Raw genomic sequence first — 15,475 nt, 5'->3', positions numbered from 1 at the left:
GTGGCTTTGTGGCGTTCGGCAACGGCGTTGGCACGGCGACGGTCGACGGCGCTGGCTCGACCTGGACCAACACCGGCAACCTTGATGTCGGCGAATTCGGCACGGGCACGCTGACGATTTCGAACGGCGGTGCGGTTTCGGTCGGCGGCATCGTGACCATTGCCAGCCAGGCAGGCTCAATCGGCACGCTCAATTTCGGTGGCGTAGCCGGAGCGGCGGCATCGGCGACCGGCATACTCAATGCTGCGGCTGTCCAGTTCGGCGCAGGCACCGGTGCGATCAACTTCAACCACACCGACACGAACTACACCTTCGCGTCGGCGATCGGCGGTGCCGGCACGATCAACCAGGTCGCCGGCAACACGAATCTCACCGCCGATTCTAGCGCCTTCACCGGCGCGACCAATGTGAGCGGCGGGCGGCTGGCCGTGAACGGTTCGCTGGCAGATTCGCTGGTGACGATCTCGGGCGGCATACTTGGCGGCAACGGCACGGTGGGCGGCATCGCGGCGCACTCGGGAGGCATCATCGCGCCGGGCAATTCGATCGGCACGCTCAGTGTCGCGGGCAATATCGACCAGGCGGCTGGTTCGATCTACCAGGTCGAACTGACTTCGACCGGCCAGTCCGATCTTATCCACGCGACCGGCATGGCGACGATCGCCGCCGGATCGGTCCTCGACGTGGTCAAGACGGATGCCGCGCCTTACGTAGCGGGCACGCATTACACGCTGTTGCAAGCCGATGGTGGCGTCGCCGGAAACTACTCGCTCACCGGCGATATCGGCACGGCTTTCCTCGGCCTCGTCGACAGCTATGACGCCAAGCACGTCTATCTCGATGTGGTCCAAAAGACCTTCGCTCAGGTTGGCCTGACGCCGAATCAGATCGCCACCGGCGGTGGTGCCGAAAGCCTGGGGGCTGGCAATCCGCTCCACGACGCGATCGTCGTGTTGCCGACAGCCGGAATTGCTCAGGACGCCTTTGACCAGCTCTCGGGCGAGATCCATGCCTCGGCCAAGGGGATGTTGCTGGAGGACAGCCGCTTCATCCGCGACGCCGCCACCAAGCGGATCAGCGCCGCGTTTGGCGATGCCGACGCAGCCGCGTTGCCGGTCATGGCCTATGGCGAGGGCGGGCCGGAAATGGTCGCGGCCGACACCGATCGCGTCGCCGTCTGGGGCCAAGCTTTCGGCTCGTGGGGGCATGTCGGCAGCGACGGCAATGCCGCCGCCTTCGATCGTTCGACCGGGGGGCTGCTGGCGGGTGCGGACGGACTGGTGGGCGACTGGCGCGTCGGCCTCCTCGGCGGCTACAGCCATTCCTCCGTCAACGCCGATGCTCGCCGTTCCAGCGGCGCCGGCGACAATTATCATCTCGGGCTCTATGGCGGCACCAACTGGGGCGCCATCGCGTTCCGCACCGGCGTCGCCTACAGCTGGAACAGCATCTCGACAAAGCGCGCGGTTGCCTTCAATGGCTTCGCCGATCAACTGTCGGCCGACTACGACGCCGGCACGGCACAGGTGTTCGGCGAACTCGCTTACAAGGCCGATGCCGGGCGCTTCAAGTTCGAGCCCTTCGCCAATCTCGCCTATGTCAGCGTGCACACCGACGGCTTCACCGAGAAAGGTGGCGGTGCAGCCCTGACCAGCGCAAGTTCAACCACCAACGCGACCTTCACCACGCTCGGGCTACGCACCTCGACCGGCCTGACGCTGGGCAACATCGAGGCGACCGCGCGTGGCACGCTCGGCTGGCGCCATGCCTTCGGCGATGTCACGCCGACTTCGACTTTCGCCTTCGCCGGCGGCGATGCCTTTACCATCGCCGGCGTACCTGTCGCCAGGGACAGCGTGGTGATCGAGGCCGGTTTCGACCTGCCGATCTCGGCCAATGCCACGCTCGGCCTGTCCTACACCGGTCAGTTCGGCTCCCATAACGCCGACAACGGCGCCAAGGCCAACCTCGACGTCCAGTTCTGATGGCGAGAGGTGAGAAGGATCGGGAGTAGCATGAGAACGCTCGGCCGACGGAGCCCGGCCGAATATGGCAAGGGCTCGGGCGGCGAGGCGGATTGAAGCTCCCACATCTTCCTGTCAGGGAAGTCGGCTTCAGGGAGACCGAGAGATTCATCGCTTTCGCCCACTCCAGCGTCGGCTCTTCCTACCAATCCAAGCCGAACACCAGCTTGCCGAAATGCAGGCCGCCGGCGGCCATGTAGGTGTAGGCTTCGGTCGCCTCGTTTTGTGAAAACACCTTGTCGACGACCGGCTCGATCCGGGCGGCGCCGATGGCACGGGCGGCGTCGCGCAGGTCCGAGACCGATCCGGTGTTGTTGCCCACCACCTTCAGCGCCTTGATGATGATCGGCAGCAGATTGACCGTGGCCTCGGCGCCGGTGACGAAGCCGATGGTGAACAGCGTGCCGCCGGGCGCGGTGGCGTTGACGGCGCGCGCGAAGGTGGCGGTGCCGCCGGTCTCGACGACGAGGTCGGCCCCGAGGCCATCGGTCAGTTCCAGCACCTTGCCGTCCCAATCCGGTGTCGCGCGGTAATTGATCAGGTGATCGGCGCCGAGCGCCTTGGCCCGCTCGAGCTTCTCGTCCGAGGACGACGTGATGATGACGGTGGCCCCGGCCGCCTTGGCAAGCTGCAGGGTGAAGATCGAGACGCCGCCCGTGCCGAGCAGCACGACGACGGAGCCCGGCCCGACATCGGCGGCGCGGATGGCGTTCCACGCGGTGGTGCCGGCGATCGGCAAGGTCGAGGCCGACTCGAAGGAGAGATGCGCCGGGACCGGCACGACCGAGTTGGCTGGCAGCGCGACATATTCGGCCAGCGACCCGGGCAACGAGATGCCGCGCATCTGCGTCATCTCGTGGGGACGCGGCCGGCCGCCGATCCAGCGCGGCTTGGCGTGGGCAACAACGCGGTCGCCAGGTTTGAATGTCGTCACGCCCTCGCCCAGCGCGACAATCTCGCCGGCACCGTCGGCAACGGGAACGAGCGGAAACACCGGGCCGGGATAATTGCCGCTCGCAACGGCGACATCGACGAAGTTCAGGCTCGCCGCACGCTGGCGGATCAGCACCTCGCCGCGTTGCGGTTCGGGCGTGGCGATGCTGGCGGCGCGGAAGGCGTCGAGCCGGGGTTGGCTGAGTTCGATGGCTTTCATGGGTTCACTCCGTGCGTGGTCGATGGACGATTGAGCGAACCTATCTGCTGCGCTACTACTCGATAATCGTTGGACTTTGCATTTGAGTATTGCAAATCATGCAGCAATCAGTTGAGCCCTCCGCCCTTGCCGAAATGGCGGCCTTCGCGGCCGTCGCCGAGGCGTGCTCCTTCACCAGGGCGGCAGCGAGAGTCGGGCGCGACGCGACCATCCTGTCGCGCCGTCTCCAATCGCTGGAAGAGCGGCTGGGGGTGCGGCTGCTCCACCGCACCACGCGCAGCGTGTCGCTTACCGAGGCGGGCGCGGAATTCCTGTTGCGCGTACGCGCCATCCTTGCCTCGGTCGACGAGGCCGAGGCGGCTGCATCGGCGCATGCCGCCGGCGGGCCGCGCGGCCTGCTCAAGCTGGCGCTGCCCGGGACCTTCGGGCGCATGTGGATCGGGCCGCTCTTGCCGCAATTCCTGGCGGAGTTCCCCGAGGTCCACATCGAGGCAGAGTTCTCCAACCGCTTCGCCGATCTCGTCGCCGAGAATTTCGACGTCGCCGTACGGCTGGGCAGCCTGGAGGACTCGCGCCTGGTGGCGCGCAAGGTGGCGACGCGCCGCCGGCTGCTCTGCGCCGCGCCCTCCTACCTCGCCAGAAGGGGCAGGCCGGAAACGCCGCAGGCGCTGCTGGAGCACAGCTGCCTGGGCTTCTCCGGCTTCCAGACCTTTCCGGCCTGGGAGATGACCGACCGCGAGGGCCGGCGCGTGCGCATCGAGGTTTCAGGGCCGTTGGTCAGCGACGACGCCGAGGTGCTGGTCGAGGCCGCAGTGCAGGGCGTCGGCCTGATGATGAGCACCGACTGGCTGGTCGGGCGCGAGCTCGCCGACGGCCGACTGGTGCCGATCCTGGAGGACTGGACGCTGGCCGACGAGGGCGCGGTCTATGTCGTCATGCCCTCGGCCAAAGGCCAAGCCGCCAAGACCCGCGCCTTCGCCGACTGGATCGGCAAGCGCTTCGCGCCTGAGCCGCCGTGGCGAAAGTAAGGGCGAGATAGCGGGCATTCGCGCCGGCGGTCGCGAACGCCGCGTTCGCAGGACAAGGTTTCTCGCTCCAGAAGGGGATAGCCAGAAGGGGACAGGCAGTTCCGGCGGCCGCGCCCTACCCTTTTGCCGCCAGCAAATTCGCATCCCGCGCCAGCCGCCAGCGGCCGTCATTCTCCTTGCGCAGCAGCGTCAGCGTATAGCCGGACCGCCGCACCGGCTCGCCGCCGGGCGGTGTCGCGGTCATATCGATGCGGTTGCGGATATAGGCCCAGTCGCCGAGCAGTTTGAGCTCGACGATCTCGCTATCACCGTCGATCTTGGTCTCGCCCATGCCCCTGGAGGCCGCGGCGAAGGCTTCCTTGCCGAAGGGCTCCTTGCCGGGAACCATGAAGACGACATCGTCCGTCATCAGGCCAAGCACGGTCTCCAGATCGCCTTTCCGGCTCGCCGCCATCCAGGTCTCGACCACCTGGCGGATCGCGGTTGCGTCATCGGTCATCGCTTTACCTCCTTGCAATCGTCGGCGGTCGGATTTGTCGTCAATACCTGGTGCAATCGCCGTCGCCGGCAACGCCGCGGACGAACCCGAGCGCTATCGCGCGCGTTTTGCGACGAAGGAGGTCGCCCGGTTGCGCATGGCAGGCCTAAACTTCCGCAATGAAATCGTGACGAGGCCGGGCGGCTCGCAGATCTTGCTGGTCGACTCTTCTGGCAATCTGCTGGAATTGTTCGAGCCGGCCAAGAGCACTTAAGCGAGATCCATTCAGGAGAGATTGGCCGCTCGCCGACTTTCGCTAATCTCTATATGATGCCCGCCACGGTGGAGATCGACTATGAAAAGCGCACTGGCAATCGTCACACTTGCCCTTCTAGCCACCCCTTCCGCCCATGCCGCGCCTTGCGCCTGGTCCGCCCGGATGGAGGAGGACGAAGGCGGCAGGGTGATGACGGCTTCGGTGTGCGGCGGGCCGAAGGGCGATGCGCATCTGATGCTGGCCTGCTTCGATAAGCCGGTGCTGAGCTATGATCTCGGCGCCGCGGGCGGGCAGCTGGAGCCCGGCATCGGCGGATCCTTCACCTTCAAGGCCGGCGGCAAGAGCGTGACCAAAAAGCTCGAGCTCGAGGCGATGTACAATTACTTCACGGCAGACCTGTCCGGCCCTTCCGACCCGTTGCTGGCGCTGCTGCGGGGAAAGGGCGAGGTGACGATCTCGGCCGACAAATACGGCACGGCGAGCTTTCCGCTGAAAGGCTCAGGTGCTGCGATCGGCAAGGTGCTGGCAGAATGCGGCAAGGGTTCGGGCGGCGGGGCTGATTGACTCTGCCGACGAGGGAAGACCGGCAGCGTCAATGCCTCACTTGCCCTGCCCTTTCATGAACTGCCCGAGCAATTCCACCGGCAGCGGGAATACCACCGTGGACGAGCGCTCGCCGGCGATGTCGTGCAGAGCCTCGAAATAGCGCAGCTGCATGGCTTGCGGCTCGGCCGCAAGCATGCGGCCGGCCTCGACCAGCTTCGCCGCCGCCTGCTGCTCGCCGTCGGCGTTGATCACCTTGGCGCGGCGCAGCCGCTCGGCCTCGGCCTGCTTGGCGATGGCGCGGATCATGCTTTCATTCAGGTCGACATGCTTGATCTCGACGTTGGAGACCTTGATGCCCCAGGCATCGGTGCGCTGGTCGAGGATCTCCTGGATGTCGCTGTTGAGCTTGTCGCGTTCGGCCAGCATCTCGTCGAGCTCGTGCTTGCCGAGCACCGAGCGCAGCGTGGTCTGCGCCAGCTGGTTGGTGGCGGCCATGAAATCCTCGACTTGGATGATTGCCCGCTCGGCGTCGACGATGCGGAAATAGAGCACGGCGTTGACCTTGACCGAGACGTTGTCGCGCGAGATGACATCCTGCGGCGGCACGTCCTGCACCACCACGCGCAGGTCGACCCGCACCATCTGCTGGACGAAAGGGACGAGGATGATGAGACCGGGGCCCTTGACCCCGGTGAAGCGGCCGAGCGTGAAGACCACGCCGCGTTCATATTCCCTCAGGATGCGGATGGCCGCCGACAGGAAGATGATCACCAGCAGGGCAATGATGAGATAGGCCACGTAACCGACCATCATTTCACTCCGTTGTTGCTCGCATCGCGACGCCGCACGGTCAGCACGAGGTCGCTGACGTCGGTCACCTCAACGCTGTCGCCGGGTGCGACCGGTTCGTCGGCCCTCGCCCGCCAACGCTCGCCCAAAGCCAGCACATGGCCCTCGCCGCCATGCCAGTCGACGATCTCGACGGGCAGGCCGCGCATCGCCTCGCCGCCGACGCGCGGCGGTTTCCTGCGCGCCGCCCAGACATAGGTTCCGGTGAACAGCGCCAGCCCGAGCGTCAGCACGGCGGCGGGGCCGATGACCGCCCACGACATGGCAAAGCCCGGCCCTTCGATCCTGAGCAGCATGGCCGAGCCGAGCAGGAAAGCGGCGACGCCGCCCAACCCCAGAACCACGGTGGGGTTGAAGGCCTCGATGATCAGGAAGGCGATGCCGAGCAGCATCAGCGCCAGGCCGGTATAGTTGATCGGCAAGAGGTTGAGCGCATAGAGCCCGAGCACCAGGCAGATGGTGCCAATGACGCCGGGCGCCACGGCGCCCGGGCTGGTGAACTCGAAGACGAGGCCATAGACGCCGACCAGCATCAGGATGACGGCGGTGTTCGGGTCGGTGATGACGGAGAGCAGCCGTATGAACCAGCCAGGCTCCAGCGTCTCGACCGGCAGCCCTTTCGTCGCCAGCACTTTCTTGGCGCCGGCGACATCGACGGTGCGCCCGTCGGCAAGCTGCAGCAACTCGGTAGCGTCGCGGGCGACGAAGTCGATGACATGCTCCTGCAGGGCGGCGTTGGCCGACAAGCTCGCTGCCTCGCGCACCGCCTTCTCGCCCCAGTCGCCGTTGCGGCCGCGCATCTCGGCGAGCGAGCGGATGAGCGCGACCGCGTCATTGGTCACCTTGGCCATCATCTCGTCGCCGGGCGGCTCGGCGACGCCCTTTTGGTTCTTGTCCTTGTCGCCGCCCGGCAGCGACGGCAGCCCGCCTATCTCGACCGGCGTCGCCGCGCCCAGATTGGTGCCCGGCGCCATCGCCGCGACATGGGTTGCGTAAAGAATGTAGGTGCCGGCGCTCGCCGCATGGCCGCCGGCCGGCGCGACGTAGCCGATGACGGGCACGGGCGAGGCCAGAATGTCGGCGATCATCTCGCGCATCGAGGTGACCAGGCCGCCCGGCGTGTCGAGCTGAAGGACGAGCACTTCGGCGTTGCGTTGAGCAGCAGTATCGAGCGCCTCCTCGAGCTGCCTGGTGCTGGCCGGCCCGATAGCGCCTCAATGGCAACGCTCAACGCGACCTTCCCGCTCCCGGTCGAGGAGAAGGAAGAAACGGCAGCCGCGGCCAGGAGGGCAACGGCGAAAAGGGCCACCCGCGCGAAGGTCACGCTCGAAGCTCCATGAGCTCAAATATGGGTTGTGCCGTGGCGAAGTCCAATGGGCGTCGAAGGGCGCCTGCGCCAACCGTCGGCGGCTGCGGTTGGGCGCCATGCTTCAGGCCAGCGCGCTGAAAGCGCTGCGCAGCGGAATCGGTCCTGAAGAGACAAATCGGAAAAAAGCGCTCCCGGCCCGTGTCTGATCGCACGAGCCGGGGCGCGGGGCGTCAATAGTCGGAGCCGCCCTCGACGACGACCCGACGATGATGGTGCCGGTGGATCGAACTCGTGACGACCACGTCCTGACGACGGTGATGGCGATAACGCCAGCTACGCTTGCCATTGTCATAGAAGGCGACCGTGCCGTGATGGCGGTGATGCAAGCGATGGCTCTCGTCATTGATGATGATGGCGGGGCGGTGATGATAATGATGCCTGTGATGCGTCCTGATGACGACATCGGCCTCGGCCGCCGAAGCGACGGCGGGTGCGGCGACGCAGAGCGCCAGGGCAGCAAGAAGCACTGTTTTCATTGCTTTATTCCTGATTCCTGAATCATCCCTTCGGCTGGGTAAACCGCTGCCTGTCGCTTTGGTTCCGGGGAGGACGACATGCGCCATCCGCTCCGGCGCGCGGTCGAGATCGGGTGGGAGGATGGGCCGGCGCCGCAGTGGGCGGGGTTCGTTGGGATAGCTGAGGCACCGGCCGAAGGCGGAATGGGCACCGCCGCGTGTCAGAATATGCTCCCCGTGCGGTGACGAAATTGCGCGATCGCGGAAGGGACGGCGCGGCGCCGAGCTGCCGCTCTCCCCAGATTACGCGATCCGCCCTCTCCGCCCAGCCACCGCTATCGCGGCCGCCAACGCCACCACCCCCGTGGCCGCCGCGAAGGTGAACATCATGCCGCCGGCGACCGCTGCCGGCGCTGCCGTCGCGACATCCTTGGTGCCCACGGCGAAGGCGAACACCGCGCCCATCACCGCCGTGCCGGTAACAAGGCCGAGATTGCGCGACAGGCTCAGCATGCCCGACACCACGCCGCGCTCGGAGCTGTCGACGTCGGCCATGACGGCGGTGTTGTTGGCCGCCTGGAAGAGCTGGTAGCCGGGCGTCAGCAGGATGATCGCCGCCACGTAGCCGACGACACCGAAGACGCCCGGCAGCACGGCGAGCGCGACGCAGCCGGCGACCATCAGCACCAGCCCGGCCATGATCATCGCGGCAGCGCCGAGGCGGTCGACGACACGCCCGGCAATGATGCCGCAGAACGCCGAGACCACGGGCCCGATCGACATCACGGCTCCGGTCGCAGCGTCGCCGAGGCCCAGCGCACGCGACAGGAAAAACGGGCCGACGACCAGCGTGGCCATCATCACCGTCGAGACCAGCGCGTTCATGGCGAGGCTCGGCGCCAGCACCGGGTCGCGCAACAGCGCGAACTTGACCAGCGGCGACGCCACCTTGGCCTCGGCGACGACGAACAGCGCCGCGCCAACAATTGCCCCGCCGAGCAGCGCCATGTTCAGACCACCGAAATGACCGCGCCCCATGGTCATGGCCAGCGCGTAGGCGGCAAGCGTGGCGGCAAGCAGCAGCGTCCCCAGCATATCGAAACGCGCGGCTCCCTTCGCCTCTGCGCGGTCGATGCCCGCCCCTTTGTTGCCCGGTAAAAAGCGCCAGACGGCCAGCAGCGCGACGGCGCCGAGCGCGGCGTTGACGAGGAAGATCGAGCGCCAGCCGAGAGCTGCGATCAGCACGCCGCCGAGCGAGGGTCCAAGCGCGGTGCCGATCGCCGACATGGTGCCGAGCAAGCCCATGGCGCTGCCGGTGCGTTGCTTCGGCACCGTCTCGCCGACGAGGGCTATCGTCAGCGCCATCATCACCGCGGCGCCCAGGCCTTGCACGGCGCGGGCTGCGATCAGCATCGCCAGCGACGGCGCGAGCGCGGCGGCAAACGAAGCGGCGCTGAAAAGCGTCAGGCCGGCGATCAGCAGCAGCCGGCGGCCGACGACATCGCCGAGACGCCCGACGCTGACGATCAGCGCCGTGATGGCGAGCAGATAGGCAAGCACCACCCATTGCACCGCCGCAAACGACGCGGCGAAGGCCACGCTCAGCGTCGGCAGCGCGACATTGGCGATGCTGGTGCCGAGCGAGGAGACGAGCATGGCAAGCGACAGGCTGGCCAACGCGCCCGCCGTCGAATGGCGCAGGGGCGCAGCGCGGGTTTGGGCAATGTCGGCCATGATTTCTTCTCCGTCGGTTGAACTTGCGGGGAAGATAGGCGTGCGCATGACATGGCGGAACACGCAGCGTATGCACTTGAATAGTGCATCAGACGCCATGCCGCTTTGACGAATCCGTGCTAGGGTCGCGCCATGTCGCGACCCGATCTCAACCTGCTCGTCACGCTTGACGTGCTGCTTGCCGAAGGCAGCGTCGCCAAAGCCGCGCGGCGCATGAAGCTCAGCCCTTCGGCAATGAGCCGGGCCCTGGCGAGGCTGCGCGAGGCGACCGGTGACCCGCTTCTGGTGCGTGCCGGGCGCGGCCTGGTGCCGACGCCGCGCGCTGTCGAGCTCGGCGGGCAGGTCGGGCGGCTGGTGAAGGAGGCGGAAGCGGTGCTGCGGCCTGCCGAGCGGCTCGACCTCGCGCGGCTTGGCCGCAGCTTCACGCTGCGAAACAGCGATGGTTTCGTCGAGAATTTCGGCCCGGCGCTGCTCGCCCGCGTGGCTGAGGAAGCGCCGGGCGTGCAACTGCGTTTCGTGCCCAAGCCCGACAAGGACAGCGGCCCGATACGCGAGGGCGCGGTCGATCTGGAGACCGGCGTGGTGGGCGGTTCGACCGGGCCGGAGGTGCGCGCGCAGGCGCTGTTCCGCGACCGCTTTGTCGGCGTCGCGCGGGCCGGCCATCCTTTGTGCGAAGGCCGGATCACCGCTGCGCGCTTCGCCGCCGGTCGGCACATATTGATCTCGCGCCGCGGCCTCGACCGCGGCCCGGTGGATGACGCCCTGGAGCTCGCCGGGCTGACGCGGACAGTCGCGACCGTCGTAGGCGGCTTCGCCGAGGCGCTGGCGCTGGCGCGTGGCTCCGACCTCATCGCCACGGTGCCGGAACGCTATACCGGAACGCTGCGCGAGGGCCTGTTCACCTTCACGCTGCCGGTGAAGCTCGCCGCGCTGACGGTCTCGCTCTTGTGGCACCCGAGGCTCGACGCCGATCCGGCGCATCGCTGGCTGCGCGGGCTGGTGAAAGAGGTGTGCCGCCTTTCCTCTCCGCCGTTTCGCGAGGGCGAGGAACCCATGCCCTGATACGCCGCGGCACCGCGGAACCAACCGCGCGTTGCAGGCGATGCCTTTATCATATTAGCCATTACTAACATGTACTATCGTACGCAGGACTAACCGTGTCTGTCATGGAACCCGCGGCATAGTCAGCGCGTTGCCGGGCGCGCGTGAAATAGCCGGAGGCTCGCTTGAGCGAATTCAGGAAGTTCGCCTGCCCCCGGTGCCTGGGCGCCGGCAAGGTGTTCGAGTGCGAGAAACGGTGGCGTCGAACGGCGCATGCTGTCCCTCTGGCGCGTTGCGCCACAATTGCCCTGGACAACGGGCTTCCTGCCAGGCCTGTAACGGAACCGGCCTGCGCGGCTACGGCGCGCCCTCTGCTATAGAGGAGTAAACCCGGCCGGCTTCGCTTTCGCTACACCCGGGAGTCTTGCCTTTCATTCGTAACTTCTAATAAAATGTATAAGGGCGAGAGCAGAGCGGCGGGCGCCCCGCATGACAATCTATCGTGTCGAGGAAATGGACGGCGAAGCCGTCGTCGCGGTCCATTCGGCCGCAGCAAAGACGCCTTTCGAGGCGGCTGAGAAGGCGCTTGGCCAGAAAGTCACTTTGCGCGCCGGCGCCGACAGATGGGTCCGCGTCGTCGATCTCACCGAGCGGCCGAAACCGGTCAGGCTCAGGCCCACGACATTCGAATTCAAGGCTATAGGCCAAAGGAAATAGCGCGCTCCGTTTTGCATTGGCGCCAGTGTGCACGAAGCGCGGCGAAGTCGCCGAGCAAACCGCCACGCACTTTTCCTGGCTTTAAGTGCTGGCGCCGCCCATCAGCGCGGCGACCAGGGTCGCCAGGAACACGAGCAGCCCCAAAGCGACCCGGTCCAGCCATGACCGCCGTCTGGCAAGAACCTCGAACAACCGTTTGGCCATCGCAACTTCCCCCGTTCGACGACACTCTATCACGTCTTTCATGAGCGGGTCATGAAACGGCTCACAGATAGATTCGATGCCGCTTTCAAGCGGAATCCCGTCGTCGCCGGGCATCAATGCTGTACTGCCGAATTGCACCCAAAAAAAGTCGGGGTCGAAGCGACATGCCGGCCGGCGAAAAATCAGCCTATTCAAGCGGATAGGCATATGCGCGGCGCTGCCTGGTGGATATCTCAAAAGCCCGGAATTCCGCCATTTCGTGGCTTTCGCCGTGTCCCCGGCACGGCTGCAAAGCGTGCTTCGAGGACGAAAAGGCGGCTAAAAAGACGCTTCCGGGCCGCTGTCCGGCGGCGTTGACAGGGCACCGCGCCAATGGCACTCGGCAACCACTGGTCACGCCATGACCGTTGCTGTTGGGGACGGACGGGGTTTCAGCAGCTTGGCGGCGGCGCCGGACGGGCGGGCATCTTCGAGGTGCACCGCCCGCTCCTGGCCAGCCTCAATTTTCAAGCCGGATGTCGCGGGACCAAGCCGGAGCGTCACCGCCTCGATTCAACGCTTGACCGACAACGGCACCACGGCTGCCAGTTCCCGGCGCCTGTCCGGCATCGGCCTCAAATATCGCCCAACCAGGCCTACCGACGGCATCGGCGCGTGATCGGATCGGATCTCAGAACGTGAAGTCCGAGGATGGCACTGCGGTCACCGCCGAAAGCCTGTCACGTCTGGCAAGCGATGATTACGAGGTAGCGCCATATCTCGCCCTTGCAGGCAAGATGACCAGCTCCAGCCTGCTTGACCCGGCCGTGATCGGCGCGATAGGCGGGGCGCAGGCCATGCAATCCGCCATGACAGACGCTATCGTAAAAGACGGCAACGGAACGACGCTGAAGGACGGCGACTCCGTCGCAGATCAAGGACCTCAAGGTCAAGGGCACGTCCGAGACGGTCAAGCGCGGCACGCTGGTGAAGAACATCCGCCTCAACGGCAATCCCGGCGAGATCGAATGCAACACCAAGCAGGTGAAGGGCCTGGTTCTGAAGACGAAGTTCGTGAAGAAGGCGTGAATGCGGTGCGGCCCTTGTGGGAGATCATGCGGCCGGCTGCTTTATTGCGGCGGGAGCGCCGCCGGCCAGTCACCTCCGGAAGGGAGGATCTCGGCAATTCCGGTGCTGCCGCACGTCGTCGGCCTCCCTTTATGTTGCACCGCGTTAGATTTGTTGCATTGCGATATGAGCCCGCAGGCGCAAGTCTTCCCCAAGGCGGGATACGAACGAGCTTGCGAGGTTCGTATTCGTGTCAGCATCAGCGCAGGATTTCCGGCCCGACATAGAAGGGTTGCGGGCGGTGGCCGTGGCGGGCGTCATCGCCTACCATTTCGGCCTGACCGCGCTGCCCGGCGGCTTTGCCGGGGTCGACATCTTCTTCGTCATCTCGGGCTATCTGATCACCCGCCATCTGGTCACCGAGATTTCCGGCACCGGCCGGCTCGACCTTCTGCGTTTCTACGCCCGGCGCGCGCGGCGCCTGCTGCCGGCGGCGCTTTTCGTCATCGTCGCCACACTTGCCGCCGGCGCGGTCATCCTGTCGCCGGAAGAACAGGCGCTCTATGCCAAGGGCGCCATGTTCGCCTCGGCCTATATGATCAATCTCTGGCTGATCCGCTGGTCGTTCGACTATTTCGCCAAAGACGCCGCGAGCAATCCGTTCATCCATTACTGGTCGCTGTCGGTCGAGGAACAATTCTACCTCGCCTGGCCGGCGCTGCTGATGCTGACCGCCTGGCTGAAGCCGGGCAAACGCTCGATCATCATTGCAATCGCCGCGGCCGGCCTCGTCTCCTTTGTCCTCTGCGCCTGGCTGACGATCGTATCGCCACCCTGGGCGTTCTACTTTTCGCCGCTGCGCGCATGGGAATTTGCCGCCGGCGGCCTCGCATCGATGGTGCCGGCGCGGCTGTTGCAGGAGCGTCCGCGGCTGGGGCGGGCGTTGAGCCTGGCCGGACTGGCGATGATCGGGGCCGCTTATCTCACCTTCAGCGAGGACGCTCCCTTCCCCGGCTTTCTGGCGCTTGTGCCAGTGGCCGGCACAGTCCTTCTGCTCAAGGCGGGAGCGGCCGGCGTCAGGGACGGCACTCCTCGTTTGCGCAATTCCGAACGGAACTGCGTGAACGCCGCCCTGGCGCTGCCGCCTTTGCAATGGATCGGCAGGCTCTCCTATTCGCTCTATCTCTGGCATTGGCCGGTCATCGTCTATGCCGGCATGGTGGCGCCGGAGCTGACGCCTGCCGAGCGGCTCTATTGCCTTGCGCTGACACTCGCGCTGTCCATCCTCAGCTACCACCTCATCGAGAACCCGATCCGTCGCAGCGGCTGGCTGATGGCCAATGCGGCGCGGGCGCTGGTGCCGGCCCTCCTCCTGACCGGCACCGGCGTCGCAGCCGCCTATGGCAATGCCAGGCTCGCCGCGCATGATCTCGACCCGCGGCAGCGCATCATCGCCGCGAGCGCCGCCGAACCCTCCACGGCCCGCGCCAAAGCAGGCTGCGTGCTGGACTACGAGACGGTCACGCCGATCCCTTGTGTGTTCGGCGACGGCCGGCGCACCATAGCCCTGTTCGGCGACTCCCACGCCGACCACTGGTCGACGCCGCTGATCGAGGCGGGCCGGAAAAACGGCTACCGGGTGATGACCTGGCTGAAAAACTCCTGCCGCGCCTCGCGCATCAGCGTCTGGTCGTCCGAGCTGAAGCGCGCCTACGCAGAATGCGACCGCTGGCGCGAGCAGGCGATCAAGGAGATCATCCGCGCAAAGCCAGCGCTGGTGGTCATATCGGAACTGGCGCTGAGCAGCGGGCGCAAGATGGCGGGGCGCGGCGGCGACACAGACGGTCAGGACGCCGACTGGCGGGCCGGCCTGCGCTCCACGCTCACCAGCCTGAGCCAGGCCGGCCTCAAGGTCGCCTTCATCCGCGACGTGCCGTTCAACAACGCGAATGTCGACACCTGCGTGGCGCGGGCGCTTTGGCGGAACGAAACGCCCTCGCGCTGCGACCAGACGCGGGCCTATGCCGCCAACGACAAGATGGCGGCGGTGGAGCGCGATATTGTCGGCAGCATCCCCAACGCTGCTTACGTCGACCTCACCGACCGCTTCTGCAGCGCCACCATTTGCCACGTCTTCATCGACGGCAAGCTCGCCTTCCGCGACCGGCACCATATGGCGACACCCTTCGCGAAATCGCTGGAGCCGGACGTGGAGAAGAGGGTGATTTCCAAAGTGGGAAGGTGATGCTGCCAATCTCCCCCTTGTGGGCTACGGCATGCACACATTTCCAAGCGGCTGGCCTTTGGCGATAGCGTGCATGGCAGCTTGGCGCATGCATTGTCCTATGTAGCGCTGGTCGACCCCCACTCCGTCTCGGCTTCGCCGAGCCACCTCTCCCCCGATCGACGGGGTAGAGGAAAGGCGCCAAGCTTTTGCCGTCAACGTCCGTCCAGCAACACTCCCTTCCTTTCCCTCCGGAGGGGGGGAAAGGTGGCACTGCGAAGCAGCGACGGATTGGGGGAACCACCTGGCAATCAAGCTTCGGCCTGATC

The 15,475-nt window shown here is 66.1% G+C and carries 13 protein-coding genes and 2 pseudogenes; 8 read left to right on the top strand and 7 right to left on the bottom strand.

Translation table 11 applies throughout. The features are described 5' to 3' along the window. The coding region (locus LB520_RS26295; protein WP_224639885.1) for an autotransporter outer membrane beta-barrel domain-containing protein at positions 1–1,985 on the top strand (1,985 nt) is incomplete at its 5' end. 181 nt (positions 1,986–2,166) lie between these two features. On the opposite strand, the gene LB520_RS26290 is transcribed toward LB520_RS26295, so the two are convergent. Continuing rightward, positions 2,167–3,177 (bottom strand): zinc-dependent alcohol dehydrogenase family protein, encoded by a 1,011-nt coding sequence (locus tag LB520_RS26290; RefSeq protein WP_224632144.1) that lies wholly within the window; start codon positions 3,175–3,177, stop codon positions 2,167–2,169. Positions 3,178–3,275: 98 nt separating this feature from the next. Here LB520_RS26290 and LB520_RS26285 point away from each other — a divergent pair, with 98 nt between their 5' ends. Next, entirely contained in the window at positions 3,276–4,205 is a 930-nt protein-coding gene (locus tag LB520_RS26285; protein WP_140845446.1) for a LysR family transcriptional regulator, read from the top strand. Between the two features lie 115 nt (positions 4,206–4,320). Here LB520_RS26285 and LB520_RS26280 read toward each other — a convergent pair whose 3' ends face one another. Next, a complete protein-coding gene (locus tag LB520_RS26280) occupies positions 4,321–4,704 on the bottom strand; it encodes an SgcJ/EcaC family oxidoreductase (protein WP_224639884.1) in 384 nt (127 codons plus the stop codon). 34 nt (positions 4,705–4,738) lie between these two features. Between LB520_RS26280 and LB520_RS29430 the strand changes: the two genes are divergently transcribed. Together LB520_RS29430 and LB520_RS26270 are read left to right on the top strand one after the other, a co-directional pair. Next, on the top strand, positions 4,739–4,957 hold the full coding sequence (locus LB520_RS29430; RefSeq protein ID WP_411969952.1) for a hypothetical protein: 219 nt from the start codon (positions 4,739–4,741) through the stop codon (positions 4,955–4,957). An 81-nt stretch (positions 4,958–5,038) separates the two neighbouring features. After that, positions 5,039–5,524 carry a hypothetical protein gene (locus LB520_RS26270; RefSeq protein WP_224639883.1) on the top strand — a complete coding sequence of 162 codons (486 nt, stop codon included), beginning with the start codon at positions 5,039–5,041 and terminating at the stop codon, positions 5,522–5,524. Between the two features lie 36 nt (positions 5,525–5,560). On the opposite strand, the gene LB520_RS26265 is transcribed toward LB520_RS26270, so the two are convergent. The 4 genes and pseudogenes from LB520_RS26265 to LB520_RS26250 form a co-directional block, all read right to left on the bottom strand. Then, on the bottom strand, positions 5,561–6,319 hold the full coding sequence (locus tag LB520_RS26265) for a slipin family protein (RefSeq protein WP_224639882.1): 759 nt from the start codon (positions 6,317–6,319) through the stop codon (positions 5,561–5,563). Beyond that, a pseudogene (locus LB520_RS26260) lies at positions 6,316–7,679 on the bottom strand (NfeD family protein). Before LB520_RS26260 ends, LB520_RS26265 begins: the two are co-directional and overlap by 4 nt. Positions 7,680–7,894: 215 nt before the next feature. Beyond that, positions 7,895–8,200: a hypothetical protein gene (locus tag LB520_RS26255; protein WP_224639881.1), complete on the bottom strand. Its 306-nt coding sequence runs from the start codon at positions 8,198–8,200 to the stop codon at positions 7,895–7,897. A gap of 282 nt (positions 8,201–8,482) precedes the next feature. After that, complete coding sequence (locus LB520_RS26250) at positions 8,483–9,913, bottom strand: MFS transporter (protein WP_224639880.1); 1,431 nt, start codon at positions 9,911–9,913, stop codon at positions 8,483–8,485. A 132-nt stretch (positions 9,914–10,045) separates the two neighbouring features. Between LB520_RS26250 and LB520_RS26245 the strand changes: the two genes are divergently transcribed. Both LB520_RS26245 and LB520_RS26240 read left to right on the top strand, forming a co-directional pair. Then, a complete protein-coding gene (locus LB520_RS26245) occupies positions 10,046–10,975 on the top strand; it encodes a LysR family transcriptional regulator (RefSeq protein WP_224639879.1) in 930 nt (309 codons plus the stop codon). A gap of 468 nt (positions 10,976–11,443) precedes the next feature. After that, a complete protein-coding gene (locus tag LB520_RS26240; RefSeq protein ID WP_095768306.1) occupies positions 11,444–11,671 on the top strand; it encodes a hypothetical protein in 228 nt (75 codons plus the stop codon). Positions 11,672–11,752: 81 nt separating this feature from the next. On the opposite strand, the gene LB520_RS26235 is transcribed toward LB520_RS26240, so the two are convergent. Further along, a complete protein-coding gene (locus tag LB520_RS26235) occupies positions 11,753–12,082 on the bottom strand; it encodes a hypothetical protein (RefSeq protein WP_224639878.1) in 330 nt (109 codons plus the stop codon). Positions 12,083–12,723: 641 nt separating this feature from the next. On the opposite strand from LB520_RS26235, the pseudogene LB520_RS26230 reads away from it, so the two are divergent. Further along, positions 12,724–12,943: pseudogene (locus tag LB520_RS26230) on the top strand (alkylphosphonate utilization protein). A 229-nt stretch (positions 12,944–13,172) separates the two neighbouring features. Then, positions 13,173–15,167, top strand: coding sequence for an acyltransferase family protein (locus LB520_RS26225; RefSeq protein ID WP_224639877.1), 1,995 nt, complete (start codon positions 13,173–13,175; stop codon positions 15,165–15,167). Positions 15,168–15,475: the final 308 nt, after the last annotated feature.

It is taken from the genome of Mesorhizobium sp. CA12, from assembly GCF_020165255.1.
Taxonomy (GTDB): domain Bacteria; phylum Pseudomonadota; class Alphaproteobacteria; order Rhizobiales; family Rhizobiaceae; genus Mesorhizobium.
The sequence above is the reverse complement of the archived record's forward strand: the minus strand, read 5'-3'. Positions and strand labels throughout refer to the sequence as shown.